The 15,916-nt window shown below is 68.9% G+C and carries 16 protein-coding genes; 12 read left to right on the top strand and 4 right to left on the bottom strand.

The window, feature by feature from the left end:
- Window positions 1–558 precede the first annotated feature (558 nt).
- From EPAKOI_RS16910 to EPAKOI_RS16895, 4 genes are all read left to right on the top strand, one after another.
- Window positions 559–1,341, top strand: coding sequence for a GntR family transcriptional regulator (locus EPAKOI_RS16910; protein ID WP_124685829.1), 783 nt, complete (start codon window positions 559–561; stop codon window positions 1,339–1,341).
- Between the two features lie 104 nt (window positions 1,342–1,445).
- Entirely contained in the window at window positions 1,446–2,462 is a 1,017-nt protein-coding gene (locus EPAKOI_RS16905; protein ID WP_124685828.1) for a tripartite tricarboxylate transporter substrate binding protein, read from the top strand.
- Window positions 2,459–3,778 carry a 3-isopropylmalate dehydratase large subunit gene (locus tag EPAKOI_RS16900; RefSeq protein WP_423194062.1) on the top strand — a complete coding sequence of 440 codons (1,320 nt, stop codon included), beginning with the start codon at window positions 2,459–2,461 and terminating at the stop codon, window positions 3,776–3,778. The genes EPAKOI_RS16905 and EPAKOI_RS16900 overlap by 4 nt, the downstream gene beginning before the upstream one ends.
- Entirely contained in the window at window positions 3,775–4,299 is a 525-nt protein-coding gene (locus EPAKOI_RS16895; protein WP_423194061.1) for a 3-isopropylmalate dehydratase, read from the top strand. Before EPAKOI_RS16900 ends, EPAKOI_RS16895 begins: the two co-directional genes overlap by 4 nt.
- Here the strand turns inward: EPAKOI_RS16895 and EPAKOI_RS16890 are convergent.
- On the bottom strand, window positions 4,274–5,029 hold the full coding sequence (locus EPAKOI_RS16890) for a phosphoribosyltransferase (RefSeq protein ID WP_124685825.1): 756 nt from the start codon (window positions 5,027–5,029) through the stop codon (window positions 4,274–4,276). The genes EPAKOI_RS16895 and EPAKOI_RS16890 overlap by 26 nt on opposite strands.
- Before the next feature lie 331 nt (window positions 5,030–5,360).
- On the opposite strand from EPAKOI_RS16890, the gene EPAKOI_RS16885 reads away from it, so the two are divergent.
- Complete coding sequence (locus tag EPAKOI_RS16885) at window positions 5,361–5,525, top strand: hypothetical protein (protein ID WP_172966155.1); 165 nt, start codon at window positions 5,361–5,363, stop codon at window positions 5,523–5,525.
- Between the two features lie 61 nt (window positions 5,526–5,586).
- Here EPAKOI_RS16885 and cynS read toward each other — a convergent pair whose 3' ends face one another.
- Both cynS and EPAKOI_RS16875 read right to left on the bottom strand, forming a co-directional pair.
- The gene (gene cynS / locus EPAKOI_RS16880; protein WP_124685824.1) at window positions 5,587–6,030 is read right to left on the bottom strand and encodes a cyanase; all 444 of its coding nucleotides are present in this window, start codon (window positions 6,028–6,030) and stop codon (window positions 5,587–5,589) included.
- 63 nt (window positions 6,031–6,093) lie between these two features.
- On the bottom strand, window positions 6,094–6,234 hold the full coding sequence (locus EPAKOI_RS16875) for a hypothetical protein (RefSeq protein WP_172966125.1): 141 nt from the start codon (window positions 6,232–6,234) through the stop codon (window positions 6,094–6,096).
- 441 nt (window positions 6,235–6,675) lie between these two features.
- Between EPAKOI_RS16875 and EPAKOI_RS16870 the strand changes: the two genes are divergently transcribed.
- The 6 genes from EPAKOI_RS16870 to EPAKOI_RS16845 all read left to right on the top strand — a co-directional run bounded on the left by EPAKOI_RS16870 (window position 6,676) and on the right by EPAKOI_RS16845 (window position 12,746).
- Window positions 6,676–6,801, top strand: coding sequence for a hypothetical protein (locus tag EPAKOI_RS16870; protein WP_301337494.1), 126 nt, complete (start codon window positions 6,676–6,678; stop codon window positions 6,799–6,801).
- Window positions 6,802–6,857: 56 nt separating this feature from the next.
- Complete coding sequence (locus tag EPAKOI_RS16865) at window positions 6,858–7,163, top strand: hypothetical protein (RefSeq protein ID WP_124685823.1); 306 nt, start codon at window positions 6,858–6,860, stop codon at window positions 7,161–7,163.
- An 807-nt stretch (window positions 7,164–7,970) separates the two neighbouring features.
- Window positions 7,971–8,915 (top strand): helix-turn-helix transcriptional regulator, encoded by a 945-nt coding sequence (locus EPAKOI_RS16860; protein WP_124685822.1) that lies wholly within the window; start codon window positions 7,971–7,973, stop codon window positions 8,913–8,915.
- A gap of 181 nt (window positions 8,916–9,096) precedes the next feature.
- The gene (gene gmd, locus EPAKOI_RS16855; RefSeq protein WP_423194060.1) at window positions 9,097–10,305 is read left to right on the top strand and encodes a GDP-mannose 4,6-dehydratase; all 1,209 of its coding nucleotides are present in this window, start codon (window positions 9,097–9,099) and stop codon (window positions 10,303–10,305) included.
- Window positions 10,298–11,296 carry a GDP-L-fucose synthase family protein gene (locus EPAKOI_RS16850; RefSeq protein WP_124685820.1) on the top strand — a complete coding sequence of 333 codons (999 nt, stop codon included), beginning with the start codon at window positions 10,298–10,300 and terminating at the stop codon, window positions 11,294–11,296. The genes gmd and EPAKOI_RS16850 overlap by 8 nt, the downstream gene beginning before the upstream one ends.
- 10 nt (window positions 11,297–11,306) lie before the next feature.
- Window positions 11,307–12,746, top strand: a complete 1,440-nt coding sequence (locus tag EPAKOI_RS16845; RefSeq protein ID WP_313839338.1) for a hypothetical protein — start codon at window positions 11,307–11,309, stop codon at window positions 12,744–12,746.
- A gap of 199 nt (window positions 12,747–12,945) precedes the next feature.
- Here the strand turns inward: EPAKOI_RS16845 and EPAKOI_RS16840 are convergent, their stop codons facing one another.
- Window positions 12,946–14,349 carry a hypothetical protein gene (locus tag EPAKOI_RS16840; RefSeq protein ID WP_423194059.1) on the bottom strand — a complete coding sequence of 468 codons (1,404 nt, stop codon included), beginning with the start codon at window positions 14,347–14,349 and terminating at the stop codon, window positions 12,946–12,948.
- A gap of 285 nt (window positions 14,350–14,634) precedes the next feature.
- Here EPAKOI_RS16840 and EPAKOI_RS16835 point away from each other — a divergent pair, with 285 nt between their 5' ends.
- Window positions 14,635–15,897 carry a glycosyltransferase WbuB gene (locus tag EPAKOI_RS16835; protein WP_423194058.1) on the top strand — a complete coding sequence of 421 codons (1,263 nt, stop codon included), beginning with the start codon at window positions 14,635–14,637 and terminating at the stop codon, window positions 15,895–15,897.
- The last annotated feature ends 19 nt before the right edge of the window (window positions 15,898–15,916 follow it).

The following is a 15,916-nucleotide window of genomic DNA, read 5'->3' as shown; positions in this document are numbered from 1 at the left end:
CCCCCTTTCGGCGAAAAGCTCTGGAAATACAAGGGCCCGCGCCGTTTCGGAGGAGAACTTTCCTGGTGCATTTGCCCTGCCGCAGGGCGTCGGGCCTGTGCTTGGCAGTAGACATGTCACACCGTTGTGACATAGGTTGGGACCGGCAGCCGGCCATCGGCCGACCCCCTGCGGAAAATCGGCTTCCATTCAAGGAGTTAGCACGTACCCCCGCCCAAACCCGCGCGCGGGCGCGCCGTAACGGCCATGAAACAACGCCGGCCGGGTGGACGGTATGCCGCGCGGGCGGTGCCGGCCGCGCGCACCATGCCGGGTCGCGGCCGGACCGCCCGGGCACCGACCCATACGGGTGAGCCGGACACGCCGGCGCGCGGCGTGAATCCATCCGCGGCGGCCGCCTTTCTTGCGGAACCGGTGCACCGCCCCGGCGCGCAACGGGTAATGCCGCGTAATACCGCGGCGTCGGCGCCACTAGGGTGTTTCATGCTAGGCTCTATGTCTGATTTAACGTACATTAGTCCCATCAAGGACTTGTTAGCGCATGCGCCAGGCAAAACCATGAGTGAAGCCGTCGTTCCCCTGTATCACCAGATTTACGTGGTGCTCCGCCAGCAGATCGTGGAAGGCCGTTTCGGTCAGGGCCCGCTGCCTGGCGAGATCGACCTTGCCAAGCAGTTCCACGCATCGCGCGTGACCATGCGGCGCGTGTTCGACCGCCTGGTGCAGGAGGGCCTGGTGCGCCGGCATCGCGGCCTGGGCACCTTCGTCAATCCGCACCCGGTGAAGCCCGCCGCCAGCGAGGAACGCGCCACGAGCCTGCTCGGCACCATCATCGACATGGGCGAGAAGACGTCGGTCAAGGTGATTTCGATCGACGAGGTGCACGCCACCCCCGACGTGGCCGAGGCGCTGAAGATCCAGACAGGCGATCCCGTCATCAAGATCGTGCGCGTGCGCCACTACCGCAGCCGGCCGCTGTCGCACATCACCACCTACCTGCCCGCCGACCTGGGCCGCCCGCTGGCCCGCCACGACCTGGAAACCAAGCCGATGCTGCGCCTGCTGGAAGCAGCCGGCGTGGAACTGGGCCGCGCCTCGCAGGTGCTGACGGCCCGCCTGGCCGACGTGGTGGTGGCCCCGCTGCTCGACGTGCCCGTGGGCGGCGCGCTGCTGGCGGTGCGCCGCGTGGTGCTGGACAAGGCCGGCCGCCCGGTGCAGCTGCTGATGGGCCAGTACCGGCCCGACCGCTACGAATACCGCATGGAGCTGTCCCCGATGGGCGGCGGCGACAGCGCCAACGTCTGGGTCGAGAACGAAACCCGCACCGGCCTGCGCGACTGACCCGCGCGGCCACGACGTTTTCCTGCCACGCAGGCGGCATTTCCGGGCGACGCGTTTCACGCCATACTGCGCACTCCTGATCACATCGTCGAGGAGCCATCGTCATGCCAGTCGTTCGCCCGGGCGTGTTCCAGCCTGCCCGTCCCTCCGCCCATTCCCGCCGCCGCCGCGTGCTAGCGCTGCTGGCCCTGGCGCCGATGCTGGCGATGCCGGCCGCGCACGCGGCCATCGCCGGCGGCAAGCCGATCCGCATCCTGGTAGGCGCCCCGGCCGGCGGCACCACCGACACGCTGGCGCGCACCATCGCCCAGGAAATGTCGCAGACGCTTGACCAGCCCGTGGTGGTCGAGAACCGGCCCGGCGCGGGCGGCAACATCGCCGCCGACATGGTGGCCAAGAGCCCGGCCGACGGCACCACGCTGCTGATGAGCTTCACCAGCCATACGATCAACGCCACGCTGTACAAGAAGCTGCCGTTCGATCCGATCGCCGATTTCACGCCGATTACGCTGGTGGCCAACGTGCCGAGCGTGCTGGTGGCCACGCCCAGGCTGCCGGCCAACAACATCCCCGAACTGATCCGGCTGGCGAAGGCCCAGCCCGGCAAGCTGAACTTCGGCATCGGCTCGGTGGGGTCGTCGGTGCATCTGGCCGGCGACATGTTCAAGATGATGACGGGCACCTACATCGTCAACATCCCGTACAAGGGCACCACGCCGGCCATTACCGACCTGCTGGCCGGCCAGGTGGACCTGATGTTCGCCAGCACGCTCAACGTGGCGCAGCACGTGAAGGCCGGCAAGCTCAAGGTGCTGGGCGTGACCAGCCCGGCGCCGCTGCCGCAGTTCCCCGGTGCGCAGCCGATTGGCGCGACGGTGAAAGGCTTCGAGTCGAGCGCGTGGTTCGGCCTGTTCGGCCCGGCCAACCTGCCGCCCGAGATCACCCAGACGCTCTACCAGGCCGCGCGCCAGGGGCTGGAGCAGCCGGCCGTGCGCAAGCGGCTGGAGACCGACGGCGCGCAGCCCAGCGGCATGGCGCCCGATGCGTTCGCCAACTTCGTGAAACAGGACGTCAAGCGCTGGGCCACCGTCGTCCGGTATTCCGGAGCCCAGCCGGAATGACGCTGTCCAGCGGCAACGCCGTCGATCCCGTCCGGCTGCCCGCCACGCTCGCCCAGAAACTGGTGGCGCGCGCGGCCGGCGTGGACCATGTCACGCCGGGCAGCATCGTGATGTGCAAGGTCGACCTGGCGATGTCGCACGACTCCAGCGGGCCGCGCCGCGTGGCGCCGCTGCTGCGCGAACTGGGCGCCCGCGTGTGGGACCCGGCGCGCTTCGTGGTGGTGACCGACCACTACCTGCCGGCCGCCGACCCCGATGCGGAAGCGATCCTGCGCTTCACGCGCGATTGGGTGCGCGACGCCGGCATCCCGAACTTCATCGACGGGCAGGGCATCTGCCACGTCGTGCTGCCCGAGCGCGGCTTTGTGCTGCCGGGCCGCTTCATCGTCGGCGGCGACAGCCACAGCCCCACGGGCGGCGCGTTCGGCGCCTACATGTTCGGCGTGGGCGCCACCGAGATGGCTGGCGTGCTGGCCACCGGCGAGATCTGGCTGCGCGTGCCGCAGACCATCCGCATCGACTGGCAGGGCGCGCTGGCCGACGGCGTCTGCGCCAAGGACATCATGCTGTGCCTGTGCGCCACGCTGGGGCTGGGCGGCGGCCGGTACGAGGCCATCGAGTTCACCGGCCCGGCCGTGGCCGCGCTGCCGATGCAGGAACGCATGACGCTGACGAACATGTGCACCGAGCTGGGTGCGCAGACCGGGCTGATCGCCCCCGACGCGACGACCATGGCATGGCTGGCGCAGGCCGGGGTGGACGCGGCCACGCTGGCGGCCATCGACCCGCGTCCGTGGCGCAGCGACGCCGATGCGCCGGTGCTGGCCACCCACCGCTTCGACGCCTCGCCGCTGGCCCCGCACGTGGCCGCGCCGCATTCGCCGGCCAACAGCGCGCCCGTGGCGCAGGCGGCGGGGCAGGCCATCGACATCGCCTACATCGGCGCCTGTACCGGCGCCAAGCTGGAAGACCTGCGGATGGCGGCGCGCGTGCTGCGCGGGCGCAAGGTGGCCGCGGGCGTGTCGCTGCGCGTGGCGCCGGCGTCCGTGCGCGACCAGCAGGTTGCCGCGCAGGACGGCACGCTCGGCGTGCTGATCGATGCCGGCGCCGAACTGCTGCCGAACGCGTGCAATGCCTGCGCCGGCTATGGCGCGTCGCGCTTTCCGGCCGGCAGCCGCGCGATTGCGTCCACGGCGCGCAATTTCGCCGGCCGCATGGGCGATGCCGGCAGCGCGGTCTGGCTGGCGTCGCCCTATACCGTGGCGGCCACCGCCGTCACGGGCCGGATCACCGACCCGCGCGCGATGCTGGCATGACCCCCGTCCCCGACTTCGAACACCCGCCCGCCGGCCGCATCTGGCGCTTTGGCGACGACATCGACACCGACGCGATGGCGCCCGCGCCCTATATGAAGGGTGGCATCGACACGCTGGCCCGCCATTGCCTGGAAAACCTGCGGCCGGAGTTCCCGACGACCGTCCGGCCGGGCGATATCGTGGTAGCGGGCACCAACTTCGGCATGGGTTCATCGCGCGAGCAGGCGCCGCAGGCGCTCAAGCACCTGGGCGTGTCGGCGGTGCTGGCCGGGTCGTTCGCGGGCCTGTTTTACCGCAACGCGATCAATATCGGCCTGCCGGTGCTGGTCTGTCCGCAGGCGGCCACGCTGCCCGACGGCGCGCGGGCGACCTTCGATCTCGATGGCGCGCAGCTACATCTGGACGATGGCAGGTGCGTGCCGTGCGATCCGGTGCCGGACTTCCTGCGCGCGCTGCTGCACGCCGGCGGGCTGATCCCGCACCTGAAAGCGCGCTTCAGGGGGCCAGCGGGCCAGCCCTGAAGGCGGGTTCTCCGCGCGGACGGGTGGCCACGGGCGGCAGCACCGACGCGCACGCGGCCGCGCGCAGCAGCGCCATGGCCTCGTCGTCGCTGGTCTGCGAGAAATCCAGATAGAACGCGCCCACCGCGCCAAAGCTGGCGGGGGTGTTGAGGCAGACGACCTCGTCGGCCACCTCGCGCAGCTTGTCGAGCCCCTCGGACGATCCCACGGGCACGGCCGCCACAATCCTGGCCGCGCCAGCCGCGCGCGCGGCATCCAGCGCGGCCCGCATGGTGGCGCCGGTGGCCACGCCATCGTCCACCACGATCACGCAGCGGCCTGCCATGGCCACCACCGGTCGGCCCTGGCGGTAGCGCTGCTGGCGGCGGCAGATCTCGCCCAGTTGCCGGCCGCGCTCGGCATCGAACGCGCCCGATTCCACCGCGCGCCGCGCCCACGGGTCTTCATTGATCACGGTGTGCGGCCCGTGGCCGCTGGCATCGCCCTCCACGACCGCGCCGAGCGCCAGTTCCGGATAGCCGGGCGCGCCGATCTTGCGGACCAGCAGGATGTCGAGCGTGCCATGCAGGGCCAGCGCCACCTCGTGCGCCACGGGCACGCCGCCGCGCGGCAGGGCAAGCACCAGCGGCGCGTCGCCACTGGCGGGGCGCGCGTAGCCGAGTTCGGCCAGGCGGCGGCCCAGGTACTGGCCTGCCTCCCGGCGGTCGGCAAAGCAAGGCGGCAGACTCATGGCGGACTCCTGCGGGGGTGGCAGGGAAGTGAAGAACCGCTTCTGGGGGCGGTTCCACAGTGACTATAGTCCCGCGCCGCATGGCCTGGCGGGATTTCTTCGGGCCCCGGGCGGCCGGGTGCGACAGCCCGCTTTTGTTGCGCCCGCGCCGCTATCGGTGCGATAGCGTACCGTCATTGATCCCCAAACTGAAACAGTCTTTTCAGCGTAAACCCGATGATCGAAGGCGCCGGGTTTCGTACGATGACTGCGTGGCGACAAACCCGTCGCGCAATCGACCCCCAGCAACGCGGCGGCCCGGCAGGCCGCCCCCGACCGAGTGAGAGTTATCGTGAACCCGCAGCACACCTCCCGCACCGACGACATGGCCACCCAGACCGAGGCCGATCTCGACATCCCGTTCGGCTCGCTCGAAGCCGCCGCCATGGCCGAACTGCCTTACACCTTCCGCCAGGCGGGCACCTGCACGCGGTTCTACCAGGAATACTTCGGCTAACCCGCCGGCCGGGGCGGCCAGCCGGCTGCCCCGCTTCGTTCCAGTCGTTTCAGCACAACCCTCAGTACGTCTTGTAGGGCAGGAACTTGCCCGACATCTCGATGCGCACCCGGTCGCCGTTCGGATCGGCCTCGCGCTGCAGGTCCATGCGGAAGTCGATGGCGCTCATGATGCCGTCGCCGAATTCCTCGTGGATCAGCGCCTTGAACGTGGTGCCATAGACGCTGACCAGCTCGTAGAAGCGGTAGATCAGCGGGTCAGTGGGCACTTGCGTCGGCAGCGACCCCTTGTACGGCACCGTGCGCAGCCACGGTTCGGCTTCGGCCGGCAGGTCGAAGATTTCCATCACGGCGCGCGCGCCGGCCTCGTCGAACGTCATCTGGCCCAGGCAGGCCGCGGTCGTCCATTCCTTGCTCTTGCCCACCTTGCGGGCCACGTCGGCCCACGAGATGCCGCGCCTTACCTTGGCTTCGATGATCAGGTCCGTCACGTCGTCGCGATTCATGGTCAGTCTCTCCGGTCGGTCTTCAATGGAATCCCCGGGGGGCCGACGTGGCCGGCAGGCTGGCTAGGGTGACTGTGTCCGCTCGATGACCGCCACGGCATCGACGGGACCGCCGTCGAGGTGCGCACGCGCGAACTGGGGCACGGCGAAAGGGCTCAAGCCTTCCAGCGCCTGCAGTACCAGCACGATGAACATGACCGGCATGACGTCCTCCCTCAGGGAATACGGCGACAAGCATTGCGCAAGCTTCGTGCCATCGGCAACGCACCGCGACGGGGCGGCTGCGCCCGCATGCCACGTCTTGAAGCGTACCCGTTTCTGCGCACAACGTGGCACCGGGCGGCGGCGATGACAGGGATTGCCGGCAGGCGGGCGCCGTCGGACGCATGGCCGAACCTTTACGCCAGACATTTCCGATGTAACGCCACATTACTTGCCGCTGACAGGTCAGAGATCGCCGGCGCGCCTGCGTCACATTCCCGGCGCACCTTGTGGCATATGGGCTGGCGGGTGGCCGTCCAGCGCGGCGGCGGGCGGGTCGGCGCGCGCGTCCATGTGAGACAGCCTTACAAGTGCAACCGTGTTGGCGCGGTGTGCGCCGCTAGAGTGAAGCCGTGTTCAACGCGAACCGGATATGGAGTCCACATGAAACGCGCAATCGCCCTGGCCCTTCTGCTGGCCACCACCAGTGCCCTGCTGTCGGCCTGCATCGTGGTGCCCCCGCGCGGTGGCCACTACCACCACGACTACTACCGCGGCGGCCGCTACTGAGCCGGCCACGGACCGAACATCGACATTCCGGCTGCCGCCGAATCAAGGAGAAACCCATGAAACGCCAGATCCTGCTTGCTGCAACCGTCCTTGCCACGGGCGGCATCTTTGGCCTGCTGTCGCCCGCCGCGCAGGCGCATGACGGCTACTACCGGAACGCGCCCCCGCCGCCGCGCCACGAGGTCCGGCCGGCGCCGCGCCCCGGAAAGGTATGGGTACCGGGCCACTACGACCGTGCGCGCGGCAACTACGCGTGGCGCGGCGGCTACTGGCAGGCGGAACGTCCGGGCCATCGCTACGTCCCGGACCGCTGGGTCCGCGGCCCGCACGGCTGGTACCAGCGCCCCGGCTACTGGCGATAAGGCGCCGACGGCAGGTCAGCGCTTGCTCCCGGCCGGGGGCACGCGCCGCGCGCATCGCAACAGGCAAAGGCGGGCCGGACCCACGGGCATGGGGACCGGCCCGCTGCCTTTTGCGGGCCCCGCCGGCCTCCTTCGGCGGTCGGTAGCAGGCCGGGCGACGACGACGGTACAACCCATTTTTCTTTCCTGCCGACGCACGACCCGGACGTCATCCTTTTGCACTAGTCCGCCAGAACCCCCACCAAGGTCGCACCCGTAAATACTGACACGCGGAATATTTTGAATCGGTTTCAGTAATGGGCCACCGCACACGATTTTCGTTAATGCCACACCCCCCATGCGGGTTAGTTTTTGATATTCGTCCGGCTATTTTCATTCGATTCGGTTGCATGCGTGAAACAACCGCCAGCCTTGCTGTATCAACCGTGTAACCCCCCTGCCGGTACCAACGACATGGCGTTGCAATTACTTCTCCAGCCAAATGCACGACCCGGTCAATGGATTAAGTGGGGGAACGCATTACACCGTGGCTTCCACCCCGATCAGCCTGCTTGCATTCGTTCCGACCAGCCCATAAGATGAATTTAAGTTTCGATTTAGGAGCGAGATTTTCTTTCGGGTTAGGGTACGGGTCATCCTTCCGGTCGCGCGGACAAGCCCATCTTACAAGCGGGCATCGACTGACACGGAAGCACGGGGTTGCAGCTGAAGCAGGCGGCGCATCAATTGGTGGCCGCAACGGCCAGCGGTGGACTTCCCTCACGCAAAGCGTCCCGCATCTCACCCATAAACGGGGAGTCAAGAAGAATGAACGCCTTGCTGATCGAGGAGCATCCGTTGCTCCGGCTCGGGCTGCTGCAGATGCTCGAAACCATCCAGGAATCCGGACACGTGCTGGCGCTGGCGCCGGCCGACATCAACCGCCTGGACGCACCACACCGAAACGCCGACCTGCTGGTCTTCGGCATGCCGGCCGACGAGGCCACCGGCTGGGAACAGCTGGAACAGGCACGCGAGCGGCTGGCGCCGCAACGCATCCTGCTGCTGGCCGATACCCTGCCCCTGCATGTGCCATCCGCCGACGCCGCGCGCGGCATCTGCGGCTGCCTGCCGAAATCGGCCTCGCTGGCGGTGATCGAGGCCGCCATCCGGCTGGCCATCTCCAGCGTGCAAGGGCTGATGTTCGCGGGCGAGGCCGTGGCCACGCCGGTGGCGTCGCGCTCGGCCATGCCGGCGGCCACGTCGCTGGCTTCGGCGGCCCCGCTGCCGCTGTCGGCGGCCATGCCGCAGGACCCGGCGTCGCCATCCGCCTGCGCCAGCGCCATGCGTGCCGCCGTGGCGGTGCGCGACCTGACCAGCCTGCGGCCCGGCCAGCCCATCGCGTCGACGTCCGCCCTGCCGGTGACGGCCATCCCGATGGCCGAGGAGGAGCCCAGCTACGACGAGGCGGAAATGCTCAAGATCACGCCGCGCCAGTATGAAGTGCTGGTGCTGCTGGCCCGGGGCTATCCGATCAAGACCGTCAGCCGCATGCTCAATATCTCGGTGGCCACCGTGAAGAGCCATGCCTGCACGCTCTACCAGCGCCTCAAGGTCCGCAACAAGGGCGAGGCCGTGTACGCGGCGCTGCAGCGCGGCGCCACGCTGGAATGGGTCAACGGCGACGAGCACGCCGCCCGCGACGGCGCCGCCCGCCGCGCGTTTGCCCGCCGCGACGACCCCACCTACGACGCCGGCATGCCGGTCGTCTGAGCCGCGCCAGCGGCCTTGCAGGACGCCATCGGGCGCCGCCTTTCCGGGCCGGCGCCCGATTTGCTTTTCGGGCCTCATCCCATCCGGATGACGGGCACGCCCCACTGTGTGGGATAGCAGACAGTGGCCCCCCGGCACGCTCAATACAGTCATCCCCATCGGCAACCAACATGTGACGGCCATGGGCGCAATCGATCTGGACAAACTCGCAACCGACAAGGAACAGACGCCCGACCGGGCACCGTCGCCGCGCGGACGCAACGGGACAAGGCGCGCCTTGATCACGGGCATCACCGGGCAGGACGGGTCGTACCTGACGGAGTTCCTGCTGGCAAAGGGCTACGAGGTCCATGGCATCAAGCGGCGCAGCTCGCTGTTCAACACCGAGCGGATCGACCACCTGTACCAGGACCCGCAGGCCGACGACCGCCGGCTGATCCTGCACCATGGCGACATGACCGACACCGCAAGCCTGGTGCGCGTGGTGCAGCAGTCCCAGCCGGACGAGATCTACAACCTGGCCGCGCAGAGCCACGTGCAGGTGTCGTTCGAGGAGCCCGAGTACACCGCCAACACCGACGCGGTGGGCACGCTGCGCCTGCTGGAGGCGATGCGCATCCTGGGGCTGGAAAAGGACACGCGCTTCTACCAGGCGTCGACGTCCGAGCTGTACGGTCTGGTGCAGGAAATCCCGCAGAAGGAAACCACGCCGTTCTATCCGCGCAGCCCGTACGCCGCGGCCAAGCTCTACGCCTACTGGATCACGGTGAACTACCGCGAGGCCTATGGCATGTACGCATGCAACGGCATCCTGTTCAACCACGAGAGCCCGGTGCGCGGCGAGACCTTCGTCACGCGCAAGATCACGCGCGCCATTGCCCGCATCGCGCTGGGGCTGCAGGAGACGCTGTACCTGGGCAACCTGTCCGCGCTGCGCGACTGGGGCCATGCCCGCGACTACGTGGAAATGCAGTGGCTCATGCTGCAGCAGAACGTGGCCGAGGACTTTGTCATCGCCACCGGCGAGCAGCACAGCGTGCGGGAATTCGTGGCCGCCGCCGCCCAGCGGCTGGGCATCACCGTGACGTTCGAGGGCAGCGGCGTGGACGAGGTGGGCATCATCTCCGAGATCCGTGCCGATGGCCGCCAGCTGTCGTCGCGCTGCAAGGTGGGCGACGTGATCGTGCGGGTGGACCCGCGCTGCTTCCGCCCGACCGAGGTGGAAACGCTGCTCGGCGATGCCACCCGGGCGCGCGAGAAGCTGGGCTGGACGCCGCGCATCAGCTTCACGGAACTGGTCAACGAGATGATCGAGGCGGACTTCCTGTCGGCCCGCCGCGACGCGCTGGTCAAGATGGCAGGCTTCCGGACATACGACTACCATGAATAGACAACTACAACGCATCTTCGTCGCGGGTCATCGGGGCATGGTTGGCTCCGCCATTGCACGGGCACTCTCCACGCGCGACGACGTGGAACTGGTCTGCCGCACCCATGCCGACCTGGACCTGACGGACCAGCACGAAGTGCGCTACTTCTTTGCGACGGAGCGCATCTCGCAGGTCTACCTGGCCGCCGCGCGCGTGGGCGGCATCCACGCCAACGACACCTACCCGGCCGAGTTCATCCAGCAGAACCTGATGATCGCGGCCAACGTGATCCACGAAGCCTGGAACGGCGGCGTGCAGCGCCTGCTGTTCCTGGGGTCGAGCTGCATCTACCCGAAGCTGGCGCCGCAGCCGATCCGGGAATCCGCCCTGCTGAGCGGCGCGCTGGAGCCCACCAACGCGCCCTACGCCATCGCCAAGATCGCCGGCATGATGCTCTGCGAGAGCTACAACCGCCAGTACGGGGCCGACTACCGCTGCGTGATGCCAACCAACCTCTACGGGCCGGGCGACAACTACCACCCCGAGAACAGCCACGTGATCCCGGCGCTGATCCGCCGCTTCCACGAGGCCAAGCTGACCAACGCGCCCGACGTGACCATCTGGGGCTCGGGCACGCCGATGCGCGAATTCCTGTACGCCGACGACCTGGCGCGCGCCTGCGTCCACGTGATGAACCTGCCGTCGCAGACCTACCGGCAGCATGTGGGCGCGGCCGGCTTTCTCAACGTGGGCACCGACGAGGAAGTGTCGATCCGCGACCTGGCGCTGCTGGTGGCCAAGGTGGTGGGCTTCGAAGGCAGCATCCGCTTCGATACGTCGCGCCCGGACGGCACGCCGCGCAAGCGGCTGGACAGCAGCGTGATCAACGGCACGGGCTGGCGTCCGCTGGTGGCGCTGGAATCGGGCCTGCAGATCGCCTACCAGGACGCCATGTCCAGCGGGCGGCTGAGCCGGGACATCAAGCCGCACGCCGTGGAAACCCACGCGTAGGAGACCTACCATGCGACTGTCGGCCGGGTCCCTCTGGGACATGCTGCTGGCGGCATCACTGTTTGCGATCGTCGGGTACTGCCACGTCGTCTCGCATATCGATTCGCCGATGCTGCTGCTATCCACCGTGCTGCTGACCGCGACGGTCGTCATGCACTGGTTCGTGCACGGGCGCGAACGGCATCCGTCGCTTGCGGATGCCGGGGTGCTGCTGTTCGAGATCCTGTTCCTGGTGGTGGCGCCGGTGGTGCAGCGCGCCTACTTCGACGGCGTGATGGTGAACACCGCCACGCTGGAAGAGGCGCCCGCCGTGGCCACCAACCTGCTGTGCACGCTGTTCATCATGGTCTACGTGGGCATGCGCGGCTACATTGGCCGGCATGACCGCCACCGGCCACCGAACCGACGCCCCCACGCCGCCCCGCCCCGCCCCGCGCCACGGCTGACCGTGCCGCGGGCATTCGTCATGGTGGGCATCGCGGGGCTGGCCGCCGCGCTGTCGTGGCAGTCGATCGACCTGCGCGCGCAGGCCGAGATCATCGAGGTCACGCCGCAGTACCTGCTGCAGCAGAAGTACCTGTGCTTCCTGCCGGTGCCGATGCTCCTGATGCTGGTCAACGTCAAGGGCATGAAGCTGCTGCGCCAGCCGTTCTGGCTGATGGTGGCGCTGTTCCTGCTGGTCTGCGTGCTGTTTGCGCAGAACCCGCTGATCGAGAAGCGCAACGCCATCGGCCCGGTCTACCTGACGCTGGTGCTGCTGATGGTGCCCTGGTTCTCGCGCACGTCGCGCCGCCAGGCCGCCACGCTGCTGCTGATGACGGGCGTGTTCTTTCCGCTGCTGTCGGTCTTCACGCACGTGGACCTGACCGCCTGGCACCCCACCGACGTGCTGGACCCCTGGCTCTACTTCGAGCATTTCCTGGACCTGCACTACGACGCGTGGGCCAACATCTGCACGGTGCTGGAGATGGTCAGCCGCGACGGCGCGCACTACGGCCAGCAGCTGATGGGCAGCCTGCTGTTCTTCGTGCCGCACACGCTGTGGGAGAACAAGCCGCACGCCACGGGCATCGACATCGGCCAGTTCCTGATGGCCTACTACAAGCTCGATTTCGACAACCTGTCGGCGCCGCTGATCGCGGAAGCCTATATCGACTTCCTCGTGCCCGGCGTGATCGCCTATGCGGTGGCGCTGGCCTGGGTGGTACGCCTGCTGGACCGCCTGTTCCACGGCGACAACCCGGTGGCCCGGCCCGCCAGCATCTACTTCTCGCTGTTCCTGATCTTTGCCCTGCGGGGCGCGCTGATGATCGCCATGGCCTACGGCAGCGGCGCGGCCATGGCCTTCCTGACCGTCGCGTGGTTCGTGCGCGGCAAGCGCAGCCGCCACGCCCGCCGCGCGCCGGCGGCACCGCCGCTGCGTCCCGCCCCGGCCCGGCCCGCGCACTAGACCGCCGCGCGAATATCCGCGCCACGACAACGCCCCGCTTGCCGCACGGCAAGCGGGGCGTTCTGCTTTGGGGACCGGAAAAGGGAATCGGATGGGATGCCGGACGGCAAGGCTGGCGCTGCGGACGTGGATCGGGGGAAGGGCCGGGCCGTTGCCCCGCCCCCTTCGTTGCGGGGCGCCGGGGCGCCGGGCAGGCCCGCTAGTGGCTGCCCGCCAGCGCGCCGCGCCGGATCAGGCCCAGCGCGCGCGTCGGCATCATCCAGAGCGCGGTGACCGCATTGGCCGCGATCAGCGCCACGACGATGTTCGGGAAGTTCACCGCGTGGGCCAGGTAGAGCACCACGCAGCCGACCGTGGCGGCCAGGAACTCCATCGTGCCGATATTCCCCAGGCTGCCGAACGCCTGCCCGCCCATCAGCACCGGCGCGCTGGCCTGCGACGTGACCAGCACGGCAAAGTAGACCGCGCACAGCGTGGCCAGGCCGTTGGAGATCGGGTACTCGCCGGCCGTCCACAGCGCCACCGCCGCGCCGCCCGCCACGGTGGCCACGGCCACCGCCATCAGCCCGTAGGCCACGTAGCACGTGGCGAGCTTGCGGTACGTCCGCGACACCCACGGCCAGTCGCCGGCCAGCATGTTGCGGTGGATGATGGGCCAGAGCGGCTGGTTGATCATGAACACCAGGCTGTGCAGCAGCATGTTGGCGCGGAACAGCAGCGCCAGCAGCGCCGCGTCGCGCGGCATGCCCATCTCGTAGCACAGCAGCACCGTGCCCTGCTGCAGGAACGCCACGGCAAGCTGCGCCTGCACCAGCGCGCGCGTGTTGCGTGCCAGTTCGCGCGCGAACGCCATGCCCGGGAATGCATGCGGGCGGCCCACGCGCACCAGCACGCCGGCCATGTTGAACACGCGCAGCAGGATGAACCCGAGCTGGCTGGCGATGAACAGCAGCGTCACGTCCACGTGCGCCTGGCCCTCCGGCCGCGCAAACGTCACCAGCAGGATGAACACCACGTTCAGCACGCTGCCGCCGGCCGTGATCAGGTTGTTCACGTGCTGGCGGTGCTGGCCCTGGTTCACGGCCTCGCCCACGGACAGCACGGTCAGCATCGCGTAGCAGACCAGCGCGGCCAGGAACAGGTCGTAGTGGCTGGCCGAGAACAGGTTCACGCCGCTCGATTCCAGCACCGGACGCAGCACCAGCACCAGCACGATCACCGAGACGAAGATCGCCGACAGCCCGCCCAGCGACACCGCCAGCACGCCCGGCAGCAGGCCGGACTTCTTGTCGTCGGCCGCGATCGACGTGATGGTCGGCCAGACCCCGATCGCCACCAGCGACAGCCAGGCCGAGATGCCGAAGTAGACCATCATCGCGCTGAAGTCGTCGGTGGACAGCACACGGGCGAACAGCGGAATGCTGACTACCTGCAGGCCGATGCTGCACGCCTTGGACACCATCGAGCTGGCCACGGCCAGCCGCAGCGCGCGGGTGGCCTGGCTGGCGCGTTCCGCCGCGCCGTGGTCCTGCGTCCCAAACCCCGCCGGCGCCACGGCCACCTCGGTATCGCTGCCGAGCAGCCCGCCTTTTGTCGTTGTCACGCACGCCTCCAGAAAAGCCGTTGCAAGCCGGGCCGCGCGCCCCATGGCGCACACGGCCGGGGGCCGCCGCAACGAAGGGACGTCCCGCCGTAGTGGAGCGTAGGCGCGTACCCCCCCGATCTCTGTTCGGTGCCCCACAGGATGGTGCACAGCGGCAAAGCGTGCGGCCTCGAACATAGCGCCGGCCCGGGCGTTCGTAGACTCCGTCTGAGGCTGACCGCGTGCGCGGCGGCCCACGCCGTGCCCCGAACATCCGCCAGACCGGCGCCAGGACGGAACAACAAGATGAAGATCCTGCTTTATTGCCTCAACTATGCGCCCGAACTCACCGGCATCGGCAAGTACACCGGCGAGCAGGCGGAATGGCTGGCCGCCAAGGGCTATGACGTGCGCGTGATTACCGCGCCGCCGTACTACCCGGCCTGGAAGGTCGACCCGGCCTATCGCGGCCTGCGTTTCCGGCGCGAGATGCGCAACGGCGTGGACGTCATGCGCGCGCCGCTGTGGGTGCCGGAGCGCCCCACCGGGCTGCGCCGCATCATCCACCTGGCGTCGTTCGCGCTGACCAGCATGGTCTGGCTGGCGCGGCAGGTGAAATGGCGCCCGGACGTGGTGTTCATCGTCGAGCCGCCGCTGTTCTGCAGCCCGGCCGCGCTGCTGTTCGCGCGCGCCACCGGTGCCAAGGCGTGGCTGCACATCCATGACTACGAGATCGACGCCGCGTTCGAGCTTGGCCTGCTCAAGGGCCGCTTGCTGCGCCGCATGGCCAATGCGCTGGAGCGCTTCGTGCTGACGCGCTTCGACCATGTCTCGTCGATCTCCAACGCGATGGTGGCGCTGGCCCGCCGCAAGGGTGCCAGCGACGCCCACCTGACCATGCTGCCGAACTGGGTGGACCTGCAGGGCCTGGCCCGGCGCAGCAACGCCGACTACCGCCAGCAGCTTGGCATCCCGGCCGATGCGGTCGTGGCGCTGTACTCGGGCACGATCGGCGCCAAGCAGGGCATCGAGATCCTGGCCGAGGCCGCGCACCGGCTGCGCGACCGCCAGGACCTGCATTTCGTGTTCTGCGGCGCCGGCGCCGGCGTGCCGGACCTGCGCGCGCGCTGCGCGGGCCTGTCGCGCATCCATTTCCTGCCGCTGCAGCCGTGGGAGGATTTCTCGGCGCTGCTGGCCAGTGCCGACATCCACCTGATGCCCCAGCGCGCCGACGCGGCCGACCTGGTCCTGCCGTCCAAGCTCGCGGCCATGCTGGCCAGCGGCAAGCCCGTGGTGGCCACGGCGGCGCCAGCCACCGAGCTGGGCAAGCTCGTCATGCAGTGCGGCATCGTGGTGGAGCCCGGCGACAGCGCCGCGCTGGCCGACGCCATCGTGGAACTGGCCGACGATCCGCAGCGCGGCCACGCGCTCGGCGCCGCCGGCAAGGCATGGGCCGAAGGCCACCTGGACCGCGACGCCGTGCTGGGCACCTTCGAGGCCACGCTGATCCGGCTGCACGCGGAGACGCCGCTCAGCGCGCCGGCCACGGCCGACTACGCGGGCGACTAGCGCGCCGTCCGCACGTTTG

The organism is Cupriavidus sp. H18C2, assembly GCF_049393795.1.
In the GTDB taxonomy this organism is placed as follows: Bacteria; Pseudomonadota; Gammaproteobacteria; order Burkholderiales; family Burkholderiaceae; genus Cupriavidus; species Cupriavidus pauculus_C.
The sequence above is the reverse complement of the archived record's forward strand: the minus strand, read 5'-3'. Positions and strand labels throughout refer to the sequence as shown.